This is a genomic window from Streptomyces sp. NBC_01142, from assembly GCF_026341125.1.
GTDB lineage: Bacteria > Actinomycetota > Actinomycetes > Streptomycetales > Streptomycetaceae > Streptomyces.
The window spans coordinates 684,779-701,742 of the sequence record NZ_JAPEOR010000002.1; the positions used below are offsets into that span (position 1 = coordinate 684,779).

The 16,964-nt window shown below is 70.5% G+C and carries 16 protein-coding genes and 1 tRNA gene; 8 read left to right on the forward strand and 9 right to left on the reverse strand.

Annotated elements, in window-relative coordinates:
• Positions 1–4: 4 nt before the first annotated feature.
• Positions 5–1,543, reverse strand: coding sequence for an aldehyde dehydrogenase (NADP(+)) (locus OG883_RS20550; RefSeq protein WP_266542964.1), 1,539 nt, complete (start codon positions 1,541–1,543; stop codon positions 5–7).
• A 129-nt stretch (positions 1,544–1,672) separates the two neighbouring features.
• On the opposite strand from OG883_RS20550, the gene OG883_RS20555 reads away from it, so the two are divergent.
• The 5 genes from OG883_RS20555 to OG883_RS20575 all read left to right on the forward strand — a co-directional run bounded on the left by OG883_RS20555 (position 1,673) and on the right by OG883_RS20575 (position 7,079).
• Positions 1,673–2,443, forward strand: a complete 771-nt coding sequence (locus OG883_RS20555; RefSeq protein ID WP_266542966.1) for an IclR family transcriptional regulator — start codon at positions 1,673–1,675, stop codon at positions 2,441–2,443.
• A gap of 124 nt (positions 2,444–2,567) precedes the next feature.
• Positions 2,568–3,572, forward strand: coding sequence for a hypothetical protein (locus tag OG883_RS20560; protein ID WP_266542967.1), 1,005 nt, complete (start codon positions 2,568–2,570; stop codon positions 3,570–3,572).
• Entirely contained in the window at positions 3,569–4,882 is a 1,314-nt protein-coding gene (locus tag OG883_RS20565; RefSeq protein WP_266542969.1) for a sensor histidine kinase, read from the forward strand. The genes OG883_RS20560 and OG883_RS20565 overlap by 4 nt, the downstream gene beginning before the upstream one ends.
• Positions 4,879–5,535, forward strand: a complete 657-nt coding sequence (locus tag OG883_RS20570; protein ID WP_266542971.1) for a response regulator transcription factor — start codon at positions 4,879–4,881, stop codon at positions 5,533–5,535. Before OG883_RS20565 ends, OG883_RS20570 begins: the two co-directional genes overlap by 4 nt.
• 95 nt (positions 5,536–5,630) lie before the next feature.
• On the forward strand, positions 5,631–7,079 hold the full coding sequence (locus tag OG883_RS20575) for a penicillin-binding protein 2 (protein ID WP_266542972.1): 1,449 nt from the start codon (positions 5,631–5,633) through the stop codon (positions 7,077–7,079).
• A gap of 28 nt (positions 7,080–7,107) precedes the next feature.
• Here the strand turns inward: OG883_RS20575 and OG883_RS20580 are convergent, their stop codons facing one another.
• Together OG883_RS20580 and OG883_RS20585 are read right to left on the reverse strand one after the other, a co-directional pair.
• On the reverse strand, positions 7,108–7,641 hold the full coding sequence (locus OG883_RS20580) for a GNAT family N-acetyltransferase (protein WP_266542974.1): 534 nt from the start codon (positions 7,639–7,641) through the stop codon (positions 7,108–7,110).
• Between the two features lie 33 nt (positions 7,642–7,674).
• Positions 7,675–8,628, reverse strand: coding sequence for a 5-dehydro-4-deoxyglucarate dehydratase (locus OG883_RS20585; RefSeq protein ID WP_266542976.1), 954 nt, complete (start codon positions 8,626–8,628; stop codon positions 7,675–7,677).
• A 235-nt stretch (positions 8,629–8,863) separates the two neighbouring features.
• Here OG883_RS20585 and OG883_RS20590 point away from each other — a divergent pair, with 235 nt between their 5' ends.
• The 3 genes from OG883_RS20590 (at position 8,864) to OG883_RS20600 (ending at position 11,273) form a co-directional block, all read left to right on the forward strand.
• Positions 8,864–9,688: an NAD(P)-dependent oxidoreductase gene (locus OG883_RS20590; RefSeq protein WP_266542978.1), complete on the forward strand. Its 825-nt coding sequence runs from the start codon at positions 8,864–8,866 to the stop codon at positions 9,686–9,688.
• A 91-nt stretch (positions 9,689–9,779) separates the two neighbouring features.
• Entirely contained in the window at positions 9,780–9,998 is a 219-nt protein-coding gene (locus tag OG883_RS20595; protein WP_266542980.1) for a hypothetical protein, read from the forward strand.
• Positions 9,999–10,043: 45 nt separating this feature from the next.
• On the forward strand, positions 10,044–11,273 hold the full coding sequence (locus OG883_RS20600) for a TerD family protein (protein ID WP_266542982.1): 1,230 nt from the start codon (positions 10,044–10,046) through the stop codon (positions 11,271–11,273).
• 58 nt (positions 11,274–11,331) lie between these two features.
• On the opposite strand, the gene OG883_RS20605 is transcribed toward OG883_RS20600, so the two are convergent.
• The 6 genes from OG883_RS20605 to OG883_RS20630 form a co-directional block, all read right to left on the reverse strand.
• Positions 11,332–11,562: a hypothetical protein gene (locus tag OG883_RS20605; RefSeq protein ID WP_266542984.1), complete on the reverse strand. Its 231-nt coding sequence runs from the start codon at positions 11,560–11,562 to the stop codon at positions 11,332–11,334.
• A 39-nt stretch (positions 11,563–11,601) separates the two neighbouring features.
• A complete protein-coding gene (locus tag OG883_RS20610; RefSeq protein WP_266542986.1) occupies positions 11,602–12,618 on the reverse strand; it encodes a 1-aminocyclopropane-1-carboxylate deaminase in 1,017 nt (338 codons plus the stop codon).
• Positions 12,619–12,633: 15 nt separating this feature from the next.
• Positions 12,634–13,335, reverse strand: a complete 702-nt coding sequence (locus OG883_RS20615) for a GntR family transcriptional regulator (protein ID WP_266542988.1) — start codon at positions 13,333–13,335, stop codon at positions 12,634–12,636.
• 129 nt (positions 13,336–13,464) lie between these two features.
• On the reverse strand, positions 13,465–15,042 hold the full coding sequence (locus OG883_RS20620) for a TROVE domain-containing protein (RefSeq protein ID WP_266542990.1): 1,578 nt from the start codon (positions 15,040–15,042) through the stop codon (positions 13,465–13,467).
• 338 nt (positions 15,043–15,380) lie between these two features.
• Positions 15,381–15,456: transfer RNA gene (locus OG883_RS20625), tRNA-Asn, on the reverse strand.
• A 75-nt stretch (positions 15,457–15,531) separates the two neighbouring features.
• The gene (locus OG883_RS20630; protein WP_266542992.1) at positions 15,532–16,962 is read right to left on the reverse strand and encodes an alkaline phosphatase PhoX; all 1,431 of its coding nucleotides are present in this window, start codon (positions 16,960–16,962) and stop codon (positions 15,532–15,534) included.
• Positions 16,963–16,964 lie beyond the last annotated feature (2 nt).

A 16,964-nucleotide genomic window follows, 5' to 3' on the forward strand; every position in this document is an offset into this window, starting at 1 on the left:
GTACTCAGCTTCCCGGAGTTTCCCGGCGGCCGTCCACCCGGCGCGGCAGTCCGAGCGGGTTGTCGTCGCGCAGTTCCGGCGGGAGGAGCTCCGCGGGAGTGGTCTGGTACGTGACCGGGCGCAGCCAGCGCTCGATCGCCGTGGCGCCGACCGAGGTGGAGGTGGAGGTGGTCGCCGGGTAGGGGCCGCCGTGGTGCTGGGCGGGGGCGACCGCGACGCCGGTCGGCCAGCCGCCGACCAGGACGCGGCCCGCGAGCGGGGTGAGTTCGGCGAGCAGTTCGGCGCCCCGCCCCTCGCCCGAGGCCTCACCCGAGGAGAGATGGAGGGTGGCGGTGAGATTGCCGGGGAGCCGGCCGAGGACCGCGGTGATCTCGGCGTCGGATGCGTAGCGCGCGATGACCGTGACGGGGCCGAAGCACTCCTCGAGCAGCAGGTCGTGCGGTCCTTCGGCGGCCAGCAGCCGTGCCGGTACGGACAGGAAGCCGGCGCTCACGGTGTGCTCGCCGCCCGCGCCAGGGGTGATCGGGGCGTCCACTCCCGGCAGTTCGGCCCGCTTCCGTACGCCCTCGACGAACGCGCCGCGCATCCGGTGGTCGAGCATCACTCCCGGCTCGGTCTCGCTGACGGCGGCCGTCAGGGACTTCAGCAGCCGGTCCCCGGCGTCACCCACGGGAGCGAGGACAAAACCGGGCTTGGTGCAGAACTGTCCTTCTCCCAGGGTCATCGAGCCCGCAAGCCCGGCGCCGAGCTGCTCGGCGCGCTCCCCTGCGGCGGCCTCGGTGACGACGACGGGGTTGAGGGAGCCGAGTTCGCCATGGAAGGGGATGGGGGCGGGCCGGGCGGCCGCGGCGTCGAAGAGCGCGCGCCCGCCGCGTACCGAACCGGTGAAGCCGGCCGCGGCGACCAGCGGGTGCCCGACCAGCTCGACGCCCGCATCGAAGCCGTGGACCAGGGTGATGACGTCCTCGGGCAGGCCGACGCGGTGGGCTGCGCGGCGCAGTACGGACACGCACAGCTCGGAGGTGGCCGGGTGGTCGGGGTGCGCCTTGACGACGACCGGGCAGCCGGCCGCGAGGGCGCTGGCGGTGTCGCCGCCGGGTACGGAGAAGGCGAGCGGGAAGTTGCCGGCGGCGTAGACGGCGACGACACCCAGGGGGATCTTGTAGCGGCGCAGATCGGGCCACGGCGGGGTGCGGGTGCCGTCCTCGTGGTCGATGTGGATGTCGAGGTAGGCACCCTCGTCGACGACATCGGCGAAGGCACGCAACTGGGCGGTGGTGCGCGCGAGTTCACCGGTGAGACGGGTGGGGCCGAGCGCGGTCTCGGCGTCGGCGGCTTCGATGACGTGCTCGCCCGCCTCGTCGAGCAGATCGGCGGCGGTACGCAGCAGGCTCGCGCGTACACTCCGGTCGGCGAGTGCGGGGCGGGCGGCGTGCGCGGCACGGACGGCCCGGTCGGTCTCCTCGGCTGTGGACTCGACCGCAACCTGCTCACGCGGGTTCCCCGTACGGGGGTCGACGCTCCAGACTGGTGCTGCTGCCACCGTGGCTTCCTTCCCGGTCTTCTGCCACCCCTCAGGAGTTGTTCGGTATTCTGAACAGAGTTCCCGATGGTGAATATGTGGGGACTCTATTTCCGGGCGTTCTGCGCGGTCAAGAAGGGGCGAAGAGCAATGTCGGCTGCCGATTCCGGTGGGGCACAGGTCAAGTCCGCAGTACGGACGGTGGAATTGCTCGAGTATTTCGCCGGGCGACCCGGTATGCACTCACTCGCCGCGGTCCAGGAGGCCGTCGGCTATCCCAAGTCCAGCCTGTACATGCTGCTGCGCACCCTGGTCGAGCTCGGCTGGGTGGAGACGGACGCGACGGGCACGCGGTACGGCATCGGCGTACGCGCCCTGCTGGTGGGCACCTCCTACATCGACGGCGACGAGGTCGTCGCGGCCGCCCGCCCCACCCTGGACCGGCTCTCCGACGACACCACCGAGACCATCCACCTCGCCCGGCTCGACGGCACCAACGTCGTCTATCTCGCCACCCGCCAGTCGCAGCACTATCTGCGCCCCTTCACCCGCGTCGGCCGGCGGCTGCCCGCCCACTCCACCTCGTTGGGCAAGGCGCTGCTCGCCACCCACAGCGACGAGCAGGTGCGCAAGATGCTGCCGGAGACGCTGGCGCCGCTCACCGAGCACACCATCACCGACCGCGAGAAGCTCATCGAGGAGTTGCGTCTCGTCCGCGAGCAGGGCTACGCCGTGGACCGCGAGGAGAACACCCTGGGACTGCGCTGCTTCGGCATCGCGATCCCGTACCGCACCCCGGCCCGCGACGCGATCAGCTGCTCGGTGCCGGTGGCCAGACTCACCCCCGCCCATGAACAGATGATCAAGGACGCGCTCTTCGATGCCCGCGACCGGCTGACGCTCGCGACCCGGCGGCTCTGAGGGGCCCGTCGCCTGTCGGACGACGAGGAACGACGAAGAACGACTCGCGCCTCCGCCGCACGGCGGAGGCGGATCGTCGCGGCGCAGGAGGCGCCGGAGACTCCGCGCCGGAATCGTAGGTGTCATGACACGGACACCGTTCGTCTCCGCTTCCCCGAACTCCGCTCCCCCGGCCGTCGACCGAGTGAGCCCCGGACGGGCCCGCAGGGTGCTGCGCGCCCTCGCCATCGCCTCCTGCGTCCCCTATCTCGCGCTCAAGACCGCCTGGATCGCCGGCAGCCGGATCGGCATCCCCGACGGCAGCGTCCTCCTCGAGCACCGCAGTCTGATGATCGTCGCCAACAGCATCACGGTGCTGATGGACATGGCCGTCGTCGTACTGGCCCTGCTGCTCACCCAGCCCTGGGGACGGCGCGTCAAGGGCCGGCTGCTCGGTCTGCCGATCTGGGTGGCGACCGGGCTGCTGTCCCCGATCATGGTGGGCTTCCCGCTCCAGCTGGCCGCCTCGGCGTTCGGGGGCACCACGGCACCGGAGAGCAGGGCCGAGCCGTTCCTCGACGACTGGGTCTTCGGCGCCGTCTACGGCGGCTTCATCCTCCAGGGCCTCACGCTCGGCGCCCTCTTCCTGCTGTACGCCAAGGGCCGCTGGAGCCACCTGTGGCAGGGCCGGGTCTGGGAGCTGCCCAACGCCGCGACCGGGCCCTTCATGCGGATCACCGCCGCGCTCGGTTCGCTGATCGTGGTGTTCCCCACCGTCATGCACCTCCTGTGGGCCCTCGGATCGACCGCGGGACTCTCCCCCGCCCGGATCGACCAGCGCACCACGGACCTCTACCTGCTCGAAGGCGTCCGCTGCCTCTTCGCCCTCGCCGCCGTTGCGGGCGTACTGCTGCTCGCGTTCCGCCGCGCCCCCTCACTGCCGGTGAAGACACCGCTGGCACTGGCCTGGGTGGGGTCGGCCGCGCTGGGCGCGTGGGGCGGCTGGCTGCTGATCGCGACGCTGATGCCCGAGACCGATGAGGTCGAGCAGACATCGGGGCTGATGGTGCTGACCTACTCTGTGGAGATGATCTCCGGCCTCCTCCTCATCAGCGCTGTCGGCTCTCTGCTGCGGCGGCGCGGCGCGTGAAGGCGCTGCTCGGGGCGGGCGGCCGGGCGCTGTTCGGGGCGCGGGCCAGGCTGCGCTGGCTCCATCTGATCCTGGGCGGCGCGCTGTTGATGCCGTACTGGCTCGTGGGGACGGTGGCCGTCGGCCCACTCGGCGGCGCGCAGGGCATGTTCAGCTCAGTGGCGCTTCAGTTCGGCGCATACGGCATCGCGCTCCCGATAGCCGCGGCCACCGCACTGTTCCCCCTGGTCAGGCCGCTGTCGGTGGCCGCGGCCCGGGCGCTGTGCGGGGTGCCGGCGGAGCGGTTCGCGGACGGGGCCGCGCGCTCGCGGGCCGCGCGGCTGCGGACATCGGCCTGGTACACACTCCACCTGGGGCTCGGCGCCCTGGTCAGCGGAGCCTCCCTCGCCCTTCCGCCGTTCGCGGTGACGCTGATCATGCTGCCCTTCTTCGACGGGCTGCGGGACATGATGATGCTCCCCGAAGCCCTCGACCGGCCCTGGGCAACGGCCCTTTTCCCACTCGCCGGGACGGCCATGCTGCTGGCACTCGCGGGGTGCGCCGCCGCGGCCGGTGCGCTGCTGGCCCGCCAGGCACCGGTACTGCTGGGGCCCACGCCCTCGGACCGGCTGGCCGCGGCCGAGCGGCGGGCCACGGAGCTGGCCGAGCGCAACCGCCTGGCCCGTGAGCTGCACGATTCGGTGGGCCATGCGCTGAGCGCCGTCACTCTTCAGGCGGGCGCGGCCCGCAAGGTCCTGGACAGCGATGTGGAGTTCGTACGGGAGGCGCTGGCCGCGATCGAGGAGACCACCCGGCGTACGGTGGGCGAACTCGACTCCGTACTGGGCCTGTTGCGTCAGGACGACCACGGCGCGTCGGCGGTCACCACCGGGCCGGCCCTGGACACCCTGGACGGTCTGCTGTCCCGCAGCGGTGTGCAGGTGTCGCTCACCGCCGACGGCGACCTGACGGCCGTCCCCGCGGCCGTCTCGCGCGAGGCGTACCGCATCGTCCAGGAGGGGCTGAGCAACGCCCTGCGCCACGCCGGGGCGTCCCCGGTGACCCTGTGGATCGCCCTTCGCGGCGAGGAGCTGGAGATCACGATGGAGAACCCGCTGCCCGACAGGGCCCCGGTGGTCCGCCCCGGGGGCGGCCGCGGAGTGCGCGGCATGAGCGAGCGGGCCGCGCTGCTCGGCGGGCAGGCGCAGGCAGGACCGCAGGCAGGACCGCAGACCGGCCTCGGCGCAGAACCGCAGACCGGTCTCGGCGCAGAACCGCGGAGTGCGGTGTGGCGGCTGTCCGCGCGGCTCCCCCTGGCGGGCCGCCGATGAGCGCGATCCGGGTCGTCCTCGCCGACGACGAGCGGATGGTCCGTACGGCGCTGCGCGTCATCCTCGATGCCGAGCCCGACCTCGAGGTCGTCGGCGAGGCGGCGACCGGCGCCGAGGCGGTGTCGGTGGTGCGCGGGCTGCGCCCCGATGTGGTCCTGATGGATGTGCGCATGCCGGAGATCGACGGGATCCGGGCCACGGAGCAGATCCTGGGGACCATGGGCGAGCCCCCGCGGATCGTGGTGGTGACGACGTTCGAGAACGACTCCTATGTGTACGACGCGCTGCGCGCCGGAGCGGCGGGCTTTCTGCTCAAGCGCGCGGCGGCGGAGGATCTTGTCCAGGCCGTGCGGCTGGTGGCGCGCAGTGACTCGCTGCTCTTCCCGTCCGCGGTCCGTTCGCTGGCCGCCGAGTACGGCCGTCGGCAGCCGGAGCCTCTCCCGCCGTGGGCGGCCCGGCTGACCGAGCGCGAGGCGGAGGTGCTGCGGCTGATGGCGACAGGCCTGACGAACGCGGAGATCGCCGGGCGGATGGGCGTGGGACCTGCGACGACGAAGACCCATGTGGCGTCGGTTCTCGCCAAGACGGGCGCCCGGGACCGTACACAGGCGGTGATCGCGGCGTACGAGTCGGGGTTCGTCTCGCCGCGCTGAGACGCCGGGGCGGCCGAGGCGCGGCAGATGAAGAATCCCTGAGAAAGCCGGGCGGAGGGAACGGCACCCTCCCCCTCGTACGTCCCTTCTGTGGGATGAACAAGACGATCAGGCACGCTTCGGTCTTCAGTCTGCTGCTGGTGCTCGCCCTGCTGGTGCGGGTGACCTGGGTCCAGGCGTACGAAGGCAGAGCTCTCGCGGACGACGAACACAACCGGCGGAAGGTCATCGCGCAGTATGCGCAGCCGCTCGGCGACATCGTCGTGGCCGGGTCACCGGTCACGGGATCGAAGAGGACGCAGGGCGGTGACCTCTCGTACAAACGCACCTACACCGACGGCTCGCTGTACTCGGCCGTCACCGGCTACAGCTCGCAGGCCTACGGAGCCACCCAGATCGAGGGCATTTACAGCAAGGTCCTCGACGGGACGGACGACCGGCTGAAGAACCCGGTCGACGCGCTCACCGGGAAGCAGCAGGTGCCGGGCGAGGTGCTCACCACCATCGACCCAGAGGTGCAGAAGGCCGGCTACCGGGCGCTCGGCGACACCAAGGGTGCCGCCGTGGCCATGGACCCGAAGACCGGGAAGATCCTGGGGATGGTCAGCACCCCCTCGTACGACCCGTCGAAGATCAGCGGGACGACGGACGGCGACACCTGGCGGAAGCTGCTGGCGGACCAGGAAAAGCCCCTGGTCAACCGGGCGCTGCGGCAGCCGCTGCCGCCCGGCTCGACCTTCAAGCTGGTGGTCGCGGCGGCGGCGCTGGAGGATGGTCTGTACGGGTCGGCGGACGAGGGGACCGAGAGCCCGAATCCGTACACCCTGCCCGGCACGAGCAGGGTCCTCGAGAACGAGAACACCTCCGCCCCCTGCGAGAACGCGACCATCCGCACGGCGCTGCAGTACTCCTGCAACAACGTCTTCGCGAAGATGGCCGCCGATCTGGGGCAGGACAAGGTGAAGGCGATGGCGGAGAAGTTCGGCTTCAACGACGAGGAGCAGGACGTACCGGTGCGGGCCTCGGAGAGCCTGTATCCGTCCGGCATGGACAACGCGCAGACGGCGCTGACGGGCATCGGCCAGTTCGATGTGACCGCGACCCCGATGCAGATGGCGATGGTCTCGGCTGCGATCGCCAACGACGGTGTCATGGAGTCGCCGCACATGGTCTCCAAGGTCGTGGACTCGGACAGCAACACCCTTGAGTCCTACGAGGACGAGGAGTCGCAGCGGATCGTCTCCTCCTCGACCGCCGAGCAGCTGCGGAGCGCCATGGTGACCGTCGTGAACGAGGGCACCGGGTCCAACGCCAGGATCGACGGGGCCGAGGTGGGCGGCAAGACGGGCACCGCCCAGCACGGCGAGAACAACAGCAAGACGCCGTACGCCTGGTTCACCTCGTACGCCAAGGACTCGTCCACCGGCAAGGAGGTGGCGGTGGCCGTGATCGTCGAGGACTCGGGCGCCGCGCGTTCGGAGGTCAGCGGCAACGGACTTGCCGCGCCGATCGCTCAGAAGATGATGGCGGCGGCCCTCGGGTGAGGGGCCTGCTCACCGGGTGACGACCGGCTCATCCGGTGACGGGCCTGCTCATGTAGAGCGCCGTCTCTCCCTCAGAGGCAGTTCCGGTATAGAGCGTCGTGTCGAGCCCGCAGAGCCGGAATCCCATCCGCCGCCACGCCCGAACCGCCGGCACATTGACGCTCGAGGTCTCCAGCCAGGCGGTACGGGCGCCTTGCCGGTGCCCGTACGCCAGCAGCCGCCGCAGCAGTGCGCCGCCGACGCCGCGGCCGCGGTGCTCCGGCGCGATGGCGACCTGCCGTACGACGAGCCGCTGGTTCCAGGTCTCGACATCGGCGGCGGCGTACCCGCACACGCGCCCTTCGGTGTCGACGGCGACGAGCTCGCAGGCGGCGTCGGGCTCGTCCTCCTCGGCCGGGAACACCTTCACCAGCGGCGGATCGACGGCCACCATACGCAGCCCGAACCCGACGTCTCCGGCGGAGACTTCGTACACGTACTCCGTGGTGAAGGAGTCGTCGAGAGCGGCGATGGCCTCCCGGTCCTCGGGGCGGACATCACGGATGCCGGAATCATGGCTCATTCGCGGAGACTACGTTCTCGGCGGCGCCGCCTGCTACTTGATTCCGACGCCGTCCCGCAGCAGGGCCCGGCCCCGCTCGATGAGCACCGCGAGCGCCTTGACGTGGACGGGGAGGGGTTCGCTCAGCGGCGGCCGCACCTCGCCGACGTCGAGTCCTTCGAGCCGTACTCCCGCCTTGACGAGCGAGACGGCGTATCCGCGGCCGAGGTTGCGCAGTTCGACGAACGGCACGAAGAAGCCGTCCAGCAGCCGGTTGACGGTCTTGTCGTCTCCGGTGACCAGCGCGCGGTGGAAGGCGAGGGCGATGTCGGGGGCGAAGGCGAAGACGGCGGAGGAGTAGAGGGTGATGCCGATGCCGCGGTAGGCGAGGCCGGTGAGTTCGGCGGTGGGCAGCCCGTTGAAGCAGAGGAAGTCCCGGCCGGGAAGGCCGCGGCGGACGGCGCTGACGATGCGCTGCATCAGTGCGAGGTCGCCATGGCCGTCCTTGAGGCCGATGATGCCGTCGACCTGGGCGAGTTCCACGACGGTCTCGGGGGTGAAGACCGCGTTGTCGCGCTGGTAGACGATGACGTCGAGGGGGGTCGCGGCGGCGAGCGCGGCGTAGTGGCGCAGCAGCCCGGCCTGGTCGGCGACGACGAGGTAGGGCGGCATGGCGAGCAGCCCGTCCGCCCCCGCCGCTTCGGCGATCCTGGCGTACTGGACGGCGAGCGCGGTGCCGTAGCCCGCGCCGGCGACGACGGGTACCTCGCCCCCCGTTTCCGCCACCGCCGCGGCAATGCAGTCGCCGAACTCCTCGGGGGTCAGGGCATGGAACTCACCCGTGCCGCAGCACGCGAAGACCGCGGCCGCGCCGGAGTCGATGCCCTGTCGCACATGGGTGCGAAAGGTGCCGAGGTCGAGGTCGCCGTCCGGTCCGTACGCGGTGACGGGGAAGAACAGCGGTCCTTGGACCCGGGCGAGCCGGGCGGCGAGCGGGACTGTGGTCACGGGCGCTCCCTGGAGGTGCACCGAGCCTCGGCTCGTGCACAATTCTGATCGACGTCCACATTTCTGAACAATGTCACGCTAGGACAGCCAAGCGGCGCGGGTCAAGGCGAAAACTCGCAACTCAGACCCGAAGTCGCCCCCTCCGCGCGACACTTGACGACGATCGGACCATTCATCGGTTGTCCATAGATGTGAATACTGTTCACGAATCTGAGCATTCCAAGGAGTCCCACCCATGCCCGCTCCCCGCACTGTCCTGCTCACAGGCGCCGCCGGCGGCATCGGCACGCTGATGCGGGGGCTGCTGCCCGCGTACGGCTACGCACTCCGCCTCTTCGACGCCACCCCCATCGAAGGCGTGCCGGAGGCGGTCACCGCCGACCTCGCCGACAAGGAGGCGCTGCGCGAGGCGGTACGGGGCGTCGACGCGGTCATCCATCTGGCGGGCATCTCGCTCGAAGCCCCCTTCGAGAAGATCCTGCGCGCGAACATCGAGGGGACGTACAACCTCTACGAGGCGGCCCGCAAAGAGGGCGTCGGACGCATCGTCTTCGCCTCGAGCAACCACACGGCCGGGTTCACCCCTCGCCCGCGCGGGCAGGCGCCCCTCGATCCCGGCGCGCTGATCCCCATCGACACCCCGCGCCGCCCCGACACCCTCTACGGCCTGTCCAAGTGCTTCGGCGAGGACCTGGCCCAGCTCTACTGGGACCTGCACGGCCTCGAGACCGTCTCCGTCCGCATCGGCTCCTGCTTCATGGAGCCGACGTCCGTACGGATGCTGTCTCTCTGGATGAGCCCCGGCGACGGCGCACGCCTGTTCCACGCCGCTCTCACCGCCGAGGACGTCGGCCACACCGTCGTCTACGGCTCCTCGGCCAACACGCGCCTGTGGTGGGACCTGTCGACCGCCCGCGCCCTCGGCTACGAGCCGCAGGACGACTCGGAGCAGTACGCCGACAAGCTCGTCGCGGAGCAGGGCGAACTCGACCCGGACGACCCGGACCACGCGCATCTGGGCGGCCACTTCTGCACCAACCCGCCCCAGTGGCCCTACTGATCGTCCGGACGCCCGGACGCGCCCTCCGAGCGGCCTCGGCGCCGGAGAATTCGCGTGCCGCCCGGGGCCCGCACCGGTCAGGATGTCCGCCATGGCCAGACCATCCGGATTCAGTTACGCCCAGCACGGCGACGGCAGCGTCGTCATCACCCACCGCGGCCGCGCGGCCGGCGCCCTGCGCGGCGCCCGCGCGGAGAAGTTCCTGGCCGAGGTGGAGTCCGGCGACGCCCAGCTGGTCATGGCCCGCTGGACCGGCTCCTACACATTCGGAAATGAGCGGACGGCCCGGAATCACCCGCGCAACAGATGAGAACAGTAAGGGAACGGTAAAGCGGTTTCGCTCGTTACCTCTGGCATGACAGCTATGACCCCCGGCTCGAACATCCCTCTCTCCGTCGCCCGCGTGGCGGTGGACGTCGCCGCCCCGGTGCGGCTCGACGTATCGGGCCTGCTGCTCACCGCCGACGGCAAGGTGCGCTCCGACGACGACTTCATCTTCTACAACCAGCCGGCGGGCCCCGGTGTCAGCTACCGCTCCGGCGGTGGCAGTGCCCCCGACGCGATCGTGGTCGACACCTCCGCCGTTCCGCCCGGCATCGAGAAGATCGTCGTCACTGCGAGCCCGGACACCGCGGGACAGACCTTCCAGGGCATCGAGCCCACCGCCACCATCCGCAACGCCGACGACGGCAGCGCGCTCGCGACCTTCCGCCCGCCTCAGCTCGGCTCCGAGACCGCCCTCGTCGTCGTGGAGATCTACCTCCGCAACGGCGCCTGGAAGGCCCGTGCGGTCGGTCAGGGGTACGCGAACGGGCTGGCGGGCATCGCGACCGACTTCGGCGTCTCCGTGGACGAGGAGCCCGCCGCAGCCCCCGCTCCGGCCGTCACCCCCGCCCCCGTGGCAGCGCCCCCCGCAGCGCCCGCCGCACCGCCGTCCGACCCTCGGGTCGCCGCATCCGCTCCGCCCGCCCCCTCCGCGCCTCCGGCCGCTGCCGCCCCCGGCACCGGGAAGATCAACCTGGACAAGGGCCGGGTCAGCCTCCAGAAGAACCAGACCGTCTCCCTGGTCAAGGGCGGCCGCCCGCTGCTGTCCCAGGTCAAGATGGGCCTCGGCTGGGAGCCCGCCTTCCGCGGCAAGGACATCGACCTCGACGCCTCCGTGATCGCGTACGGCCCCAACCGCAACCACCTGGACAGCTGCTACTTCGGCAAGCTCTCGATCCTCAACGGCGCGATCAAGCACTCCGGTGACAACCTCACGGGTGAGGGCGCGGGCGACGACGAGGTGATCGTCGTGGATCTGGGCCGGCTCCCCGCGGATGCGACGGGTCTGGTCTTCACCGTCAATTCGTTCTCGGGACAGAAGTTCACCGAGGTCGCCAAGGCCTACTGCCGCCTGATCGACGCAGCGACGGGCGAGGAACTGGTCCGCTTCGATCTGACCGGCGCGGAGCCGCAGACCGGCGTGATGATGGCCAAGCTGGTCAAGCAGTTCTCGGGCGAATGGGACATGACAGCCATGGGTGACTTCGTGAAGTCCCGCACGGTACGCGGCATGGTGAAGCCCGCCGCAAAGGCACTGTGACACCCACGCCGCCGGGACCGCCATCAGAAGGGTGATGGCGGGCCCGGGGGCCAGGTCCTCAGAGTTTAGCCAGCTTGGAGTATGGGCTCAGGATTCTTCCCTGCCGCCCGGAGAAGTCGACGAGCACGGCGGCATTGTCGCCCTCGACTGCGATGACTCTTCCGAGTCCGAACTGGTCGTGCGAGACCCGGTCGCCCACTTCGTACTGCTCGATGGGTGGAGCAGCCGCGGCCGGTTTGTTGAAGGGACTGGAGGGCAGGTGGCGCCGGGATCCGGCTGACTTTGTCATTACCTGGAGTATGCGCCCTCGGGCCCCCGCCACGCCACGTCAGAACAGCGCGCTATAGGCATTGAGCGCGGGCTGGCCGCCGAGATGAGCGTAGAGCACGGTGGCTCCGGACCCGATCTCACCCCGTTTCACCAGGTCGATCAGACCTGCCATCGACTTCCCCTCGTACACCGGATCCGTCACCATCCCCTCCGTACGGGCCGCCAGCCGCATTGCTTCCAGCGTCGTGGCGTCCGGAATGCCATATGTCCCGGCGTGATACCGCTCGTCCAGTTCGATCTCGTCGTCCCGCAGGTCGCGCTCCACCCCGATGAGCGAGGCAGTATTCCGGGCAATACGGGTGATCTGGTCCCGGGTGCGGTCGGGCGCGGCGGAGGCGTCGATGCCGATCACGCGCCGTCGGCGGCCGCCCGCCTCCTCGAGAGCCGCGAACCCGGCGACCATCCCGGCCTGTGTACTGCCAGTCACCGAGCACACCACGACGGTGTCGAAGAAGACCCCGGCCGCCTGCTCCTGCTCGGCCACCTCGAAGGCCCAGTTGGCGAAGCCGAGCCCGCCGAGGGGATGGGCGGAGGCGCCGGCCGGGATCGCATACGGCCGCCCGCCGCTGTCCTCCACCTCGCGCAGCGCCAGCTCCCAGCTCTCCTTGACACCGATTCCGAAACCCGCACGCACCAGCCGGACGTCCGCGCCCGCCAGGCGGCTGATCAGGATGTTGCCGACCTTGTCGTACACGGCGTCCGGCCAGTCGACCCACGTCTCCTGCACCAGCACACAGGCGAGCCCGGCGCGGGCCGCGACCGCCGCGACCTGGCGGGTGTGGTTCGACTGCACCCCGCCGATCGACACCAGGGTGTCGCACTCCCTGGCGAGGGCGTCGGCGACGAGATACTCCAGCTTCCGTGTCTTGTTGCCGCCGTAGGCGATCCCCGAATTGCAGTCCTCCCGCTTGGCCCAGAGCTCCGCGCCGCCGAGACGGCGGGTCAGCCGGTCGAGCCGGTGCACCGGTGACGGTCCGAACAACAGGGGGTACCGCTCGTACGACGTGATCGACACGCTGAACTCCTTTGGTCAGAGGACGTTCGGTTCGAGTAGTTCGGGTGGTTCATCCGGTACGTTCCTTTCGCCCGGATCATCGGCGAGCTCTTCGAGAGCCCTCCAGATCCGCGCGGTGACACCCGCCGCCCCGTCCGCGTCGCCCTCGGCGCAGGCGTCGATGAGCCGCTCATGCAGCCCGGCTGAACGCAGCGCGCGCTCCGCGGCGAACTGCTGCCACTCAAGACGGCGGATCAGCGGAGTGTGGCGGGCGATCGTCGCCGCGACGGCACGGTTGCCACAGGCCCGTACGAGCACGTCGCGCAGCTCGTCGCCGGCCCGCAGCGCCTCGCCGACGACTCCGGCGCGGGTGGCGCTCTCGAAGCGGCGGTTCGCCTCGCGCATCACGGCGACGTCCTCGGCCGTGAGCCGCGGCACGGCAGCGCGCACGGCCAGCTCGTGCATGGCGCGCACGACGACGGCAGCCTCGCGCACGGCCCGCGGTTCGAGCCGCGTCACCCGCGTATAGCTCTGCGGCTTGGACTCGACGAGCCCCTCCTCGGCGAGCCGCGCGAGCGCCTCGCGCACCGGGGCGCGCGACAGCCCGAGCCGCTCGGCGAGGTCGGCATCACGTACGGCGTCCCCCGGTGGGAGCTCGCCGCGCACAATGGCGTCACGGATGGCCGCGTACGCCGTGTCGCGCAGCAGGGTGCGCCGAACCGGCCGCAGCGCTTCCATGAACTGAAATGTTAGATGTCAACTCACGTTCACACAACGGCCGTTCACGGATCAGCAGCTGTTCCCCCGCGGCTGTTGATCCTCCCTCGGCTGTCCATCCCGCGGCCCGTCATCCGCCCGCGGCGGTACTCACGTCCACGGCCAGTCGGCGTCCCGGCCGCGCTCGATCAGGGGCACCATCCGGAACGCCGCGTCGCTCAGGCCCCCGAAGGTGTGCCTGCCCGGCGTGCCCGACGGCGCGTGACCTGCCCGGTAGCCCGCCAGATTCCACGTGTAGACGGGGATGTGCGCCGGGACCTGCTCGGTCGGGTCGCCGTGGTAGCTGTACTGCGCCTGCTCGTCGGTGACGATCAGGACCCGGTCGTGGCCCCGGTAGTGCGCGCGTACGGCCCCGGTGGTGTCGGTGCCGCCGAGGTTGCCGAAGCGGCTCAGGACCTTGAGCACCGACTCCCCCTTGGCGTACGTCATCCGGGAGTGGGTCGTGCCGAACTGCACCAGGTCGGCGTCGGCCGCGCGCATCGCCACGGCCGTGCCGAAGATGGCGGCGGCGTCGGCGCGGTTGAGCTCCGAGCGGTCGGACAGCCGCGCCCACATGGAGCCCGAGCGGTCGACCAGGATCAGCGTCCGGCCGGGCAGGGAGGGCACATTGGCCAGCGAGTGGCCGAGCGCCTGCTCCAGCGGATACGACCAGCGCAGCGACGGCGCGTGCTGGTAGGCGGCGAGGTAGCGGAAGGGGAACTGCCGCGACTTCGCGACCACTTCGGGGTCGGCGATCTCCGCCGCGACCTGCGCGGCGACCTTGTCGGACACCCCGGCCTCGTCGAAGTTCCGCAGATTGCGTACCAGGGCCATCGCGCCCATGGACGGGATGACGGCCTCCCAGGCCGCCGCGTCCATCGGGCCCTGCAGCCAGCCCGCGAGTGCCTCCCATGTCATCCCCGCCTCGGCGAGGCGCGTCGCGCCGTCGGGCGCGGTGATCACCGCGCGCCGCTCGGCGACGGGCACCGCCATCAGCGCCCGGTGGGCGGTGAGGGTGCGGTTCGAGACGGGCGGCTCGGCCGTGTCCGGGTTGTGCCGGCGGTCGAGGGCGTACTGGAACAGCGGGCCCTGCCACGCCTTCTCGGGGTCGGGCGAGGCGTGCACGAGATTGAGGATGTCGCCGAAGCGGTAGCCCTTGGACGCGGTGTCGTACTTCAGCAGCGACTTTCCGTTGTAGAGGCGGGCCACGGCGTCCGCGATTCCACGCTTGAGGGGCTTGGGCACATTGCGGCCGTACTGCGAGGTCCAGTAGCCGAGCATTTCGCCGGGCTCGTCGGCACGGCGGAGTACGGAGTCGATGACCTGACGGTTCGTCGGGCCCTCGGTCACGGAGGCGTCGAGGCGTGCCTTGACGTACTCGGCGGCACCGACGATCGAGGCGGTGCGCATATTTCCCTCACCGCGCAGCCACGCGAGCAGGCCGGCAGTCCACTCGGGGTCCTCGACGGCGAGATTGCGTACGAGTGCGGCGAAGCGGTTGTCACGGTCGCTGCCGTTCTCGTAAAAGGTCTGCTGCGAAACGAAGTTGGCGACGGCCAGCAGAAAGAGCTCGGAGCGCGCGTCGCGCTCGGCGCCGGTACCGCCCTGGTGCGTACGCACGGTGCGGCCGGTCGACCGCACGGGCGAGGTGGCTCCGGCCTTGGCCGTACGGGTGTTGAAGCGTGCCATGTGAATTCCCCCGAATTCCCTGGGGGAAGGCTCAGCAAAGGGGTACCCGAGATCAGGATTCGGCGACGGACTTGCCGGGCGTGATTCCTGATTTCACCACCAGCCATGGCTGGGCGGGATTCGAACCCGCAGCCTCCCGGTCCGAGAAGTAACCGTTGCCTGCGCACCGGGCACCCCGAAAGCTGAGCCTCCCGAGATCAAATCCGGCTGCGGCATGTTTCATGAAAGGAAGTAGCCGCGGCCTTCGCACCGGGAGGTGCATAAAGTTGTGGTGCGTCCAGAGATCGAAGCCGGCGGAACCGACAAGGTGCTCTGCCATCTGAGCTACACCGGCCCGAAGCCGGTGACGGGACTCGAACCCGCGGCCGCCCCATTAACAGTGGAAGTAGGTCCTGCCTTCGCACCTGGACAGGCATCACTCTAGGAGGACGGCCTCCGGGTACGCCAAGGGTTTTACAGGGACGCAACCAGACTGCCCCACTCGGGATATCAGTGGCGGTGGGACTGGCGCTTCCAGGGGCCCGTGATCGCGAGCATGATGCCCGGGGTCTGGATGTTGGCGTAGAGCATGCGGCCGTCGGGCGAGAAGACGACGCCGGTGAACTCGCTGCCGTTGAGGTCGTTGCGGGCGATCGGGTACGTGCGCCCGCGCTCGGTCGCGCCGAAGAGGTGCTGGATGCCCTCGCCGTCCTCGGCGATGACCAGGCCGCCGTACGGCGAGACGGTGATGTTGTCCGGACCGTCGTACGCGCCGTCCTTGTCCGGGTCGGCGTTGACGCCGAGGAGTACCTTCAGCGTGAGCGTGCGGCGGCGGGGGTCGTAGAACCACACCTGGCCGTCGTGCGGCTTGCCGGGGCTCTCGTCACGGGCGTACGAGGAGACGACGTACGCGCCCCCGTCGGCCCACCACATGCCCTCGAGTTTGCGGGCCCGGGTGATGTCCTTCTCCCCGAACTGCTCGCGTACGTCGATGTTCGTGGCGTCGCGGTCCGGGACGTCCACCCAGTCCACGCCGTAGACCGTGCCGATCCTGGTGGCGCGCGAGAGGTCGTCGACGAACCGGCCGCCCGAGTCGTAGCACCTGGTCGCCTGCAGGACGCCCGCGTCGTCCGCGAGCCGGCGCAGCTGTCCGCGGCCGTGCTTGAAGCCGTGCGGCGGGACCCAGCGGAAGAGCAGGCCGTTGGGCCCGGAGGCGTCCTCGGTCAGATAGGCGTGGCCACGCCTGGGGTCGATGACGACGGCCTCGTGGTCGTAGCGCCCCAGCGCCTTGATGGGCTTGGGGTCGCGGTTGGCGCGGCGGTCGTACGGGTCGACCTCGAAGACATAGCCGTGGTCCTTGGTCATGCCGTTCTCGCCGGCCCGGTCGGAGTTCTCCTCGCAGGTCAGCCAGGTGCCCCAAGAGGTGCGTCCGCCCGCGCAGTTGGTGGAGGTGCCGGCTATGCCCACCCACTGGGCGCTGCGGCCGTCGCGGTGGGTCTCGACGACGGTGCAGCCCCCGGCCGCGGCGGGGTCGTAGACGAGGTTCTCGGTGAGCGGCACAGGGTACTTCCACCCGCCGCGGGCGCCCTTGAGCTCGTGGTTGACGACGAGGAGGGTGACACCGCGCGGACCCTCGAAGGTGGCGGTGCCGTCGTGGTTGGAGGGGGTGAACTCACCTGACTCCAGCTTGGTGATGCCGCTGTGGGTGATGACCCGGTAGCTGAATCCCGCCGGCAGGGCGAGGACGCCCTCGGGGTCGGGGAGCAGCGGTCCGTAGCCGGGCCCCTTGGGGGCATGCCCGTCGTTCCCGGCGATCTCGACGGTGTCTTCCGCGGCGAGGGCGCCGGGCGCGGTGGCGAGCGCGCCGACGACGCCGGTGAGGGCGACTCCCGCGCCGGTGAACGCGGTCTGTCTGGTGAATTCCCTGCGGGTGAGCGGCATCG

Excerpts from the sequence above, each read along its gene's own strand:
- OG883_RS20615 (WP_266542988.1), bottom strand. The coding sequence starts at position 13,335 with ATGGAAGCGCTGCGGCCGGTTCGGCGCACCCTGCTGCGCGACACGGCG.
- OG883_RS20590 (WP_266542978.1), top strand. The coding sequence starts at position 8,864 with ATGCCCGCTCCCCGCACTGTCCTGCTCACAGGCGCCGCCGGCGGCATC.
- OG883_RS20600 (WP_266542982.1), top strand. The coding sequence starts at position 10,044 with ATGACAGCTATGACCCCCGGCTCGAACATCCCTCTCTCCGTCGCCCGC.
- OG883_RS20595 (WP_266542980.1), top strand. The coding sequence starts at position 9,780 with ATGGCCAGACCATCCGGATTCAGTTACGCCCAGCACGGCGACGGCAGC.
- OG883_RS20575 (WP_266542972.1), top strand. The coding sequence starts at position 5,631 with ATGAACAAGACGATCAGGCACGCTTCGGTCTTCAGTCTGCTGCTGGTG.
- OG883_RS20630 (WP_266542992.1), bottom strand. The coding sequence starts at position 16,962 with ATGCCGCTCACCCGCAGGGAATTCACCAGACAGACCGCGTTCACCGGC.
- OG883_RS20555 (WP_266542966.1), top strand. The coding sequence starts at position 1,673 with ATGTCGGCTGCCGATTCCGGTGGGGCACAGGTCAAGTCCGCAGTACGG.
- OG883_RS20620 (WP_266542990.1), bottom strand. The coding sequence starts at position 15,042 with ATGGCACGCTTCAACACCCGTACGGCCAAGGCCGGAGCCACCTCGCCC.
- OG883_RS20570 (WP_266542971.1), top strand. The coding sequence starts at position 4,879 with ATGAGCGCGATCCGGGTCGTCCTCGCCGACGACGAGCGGATGGTCCGT.
- OG883_RS20580 (WP_266542974.1), bottom strand. The coding sequence starts at position 7,641 with ATGAGCCATGATTCCGGCATCCGTGATGTCCGCCCCGAGGACCGGGAG.
- OG883_RS20605 (WP_266542984.1), bottom strand. The coding sequence starts at position 11,562 with ATGACAAAGTCAGCCGGATCCCGGCGCCACCTGCCCTCCAGTCCCTTC.
- OG883_RS20560 (WP_266542967.1), top strand. The coding sequence starts at position 2,568 with ATGACACGGACACCGTTCGTCTCCGCTTCCCCGAACTCCGCTCCCCCG.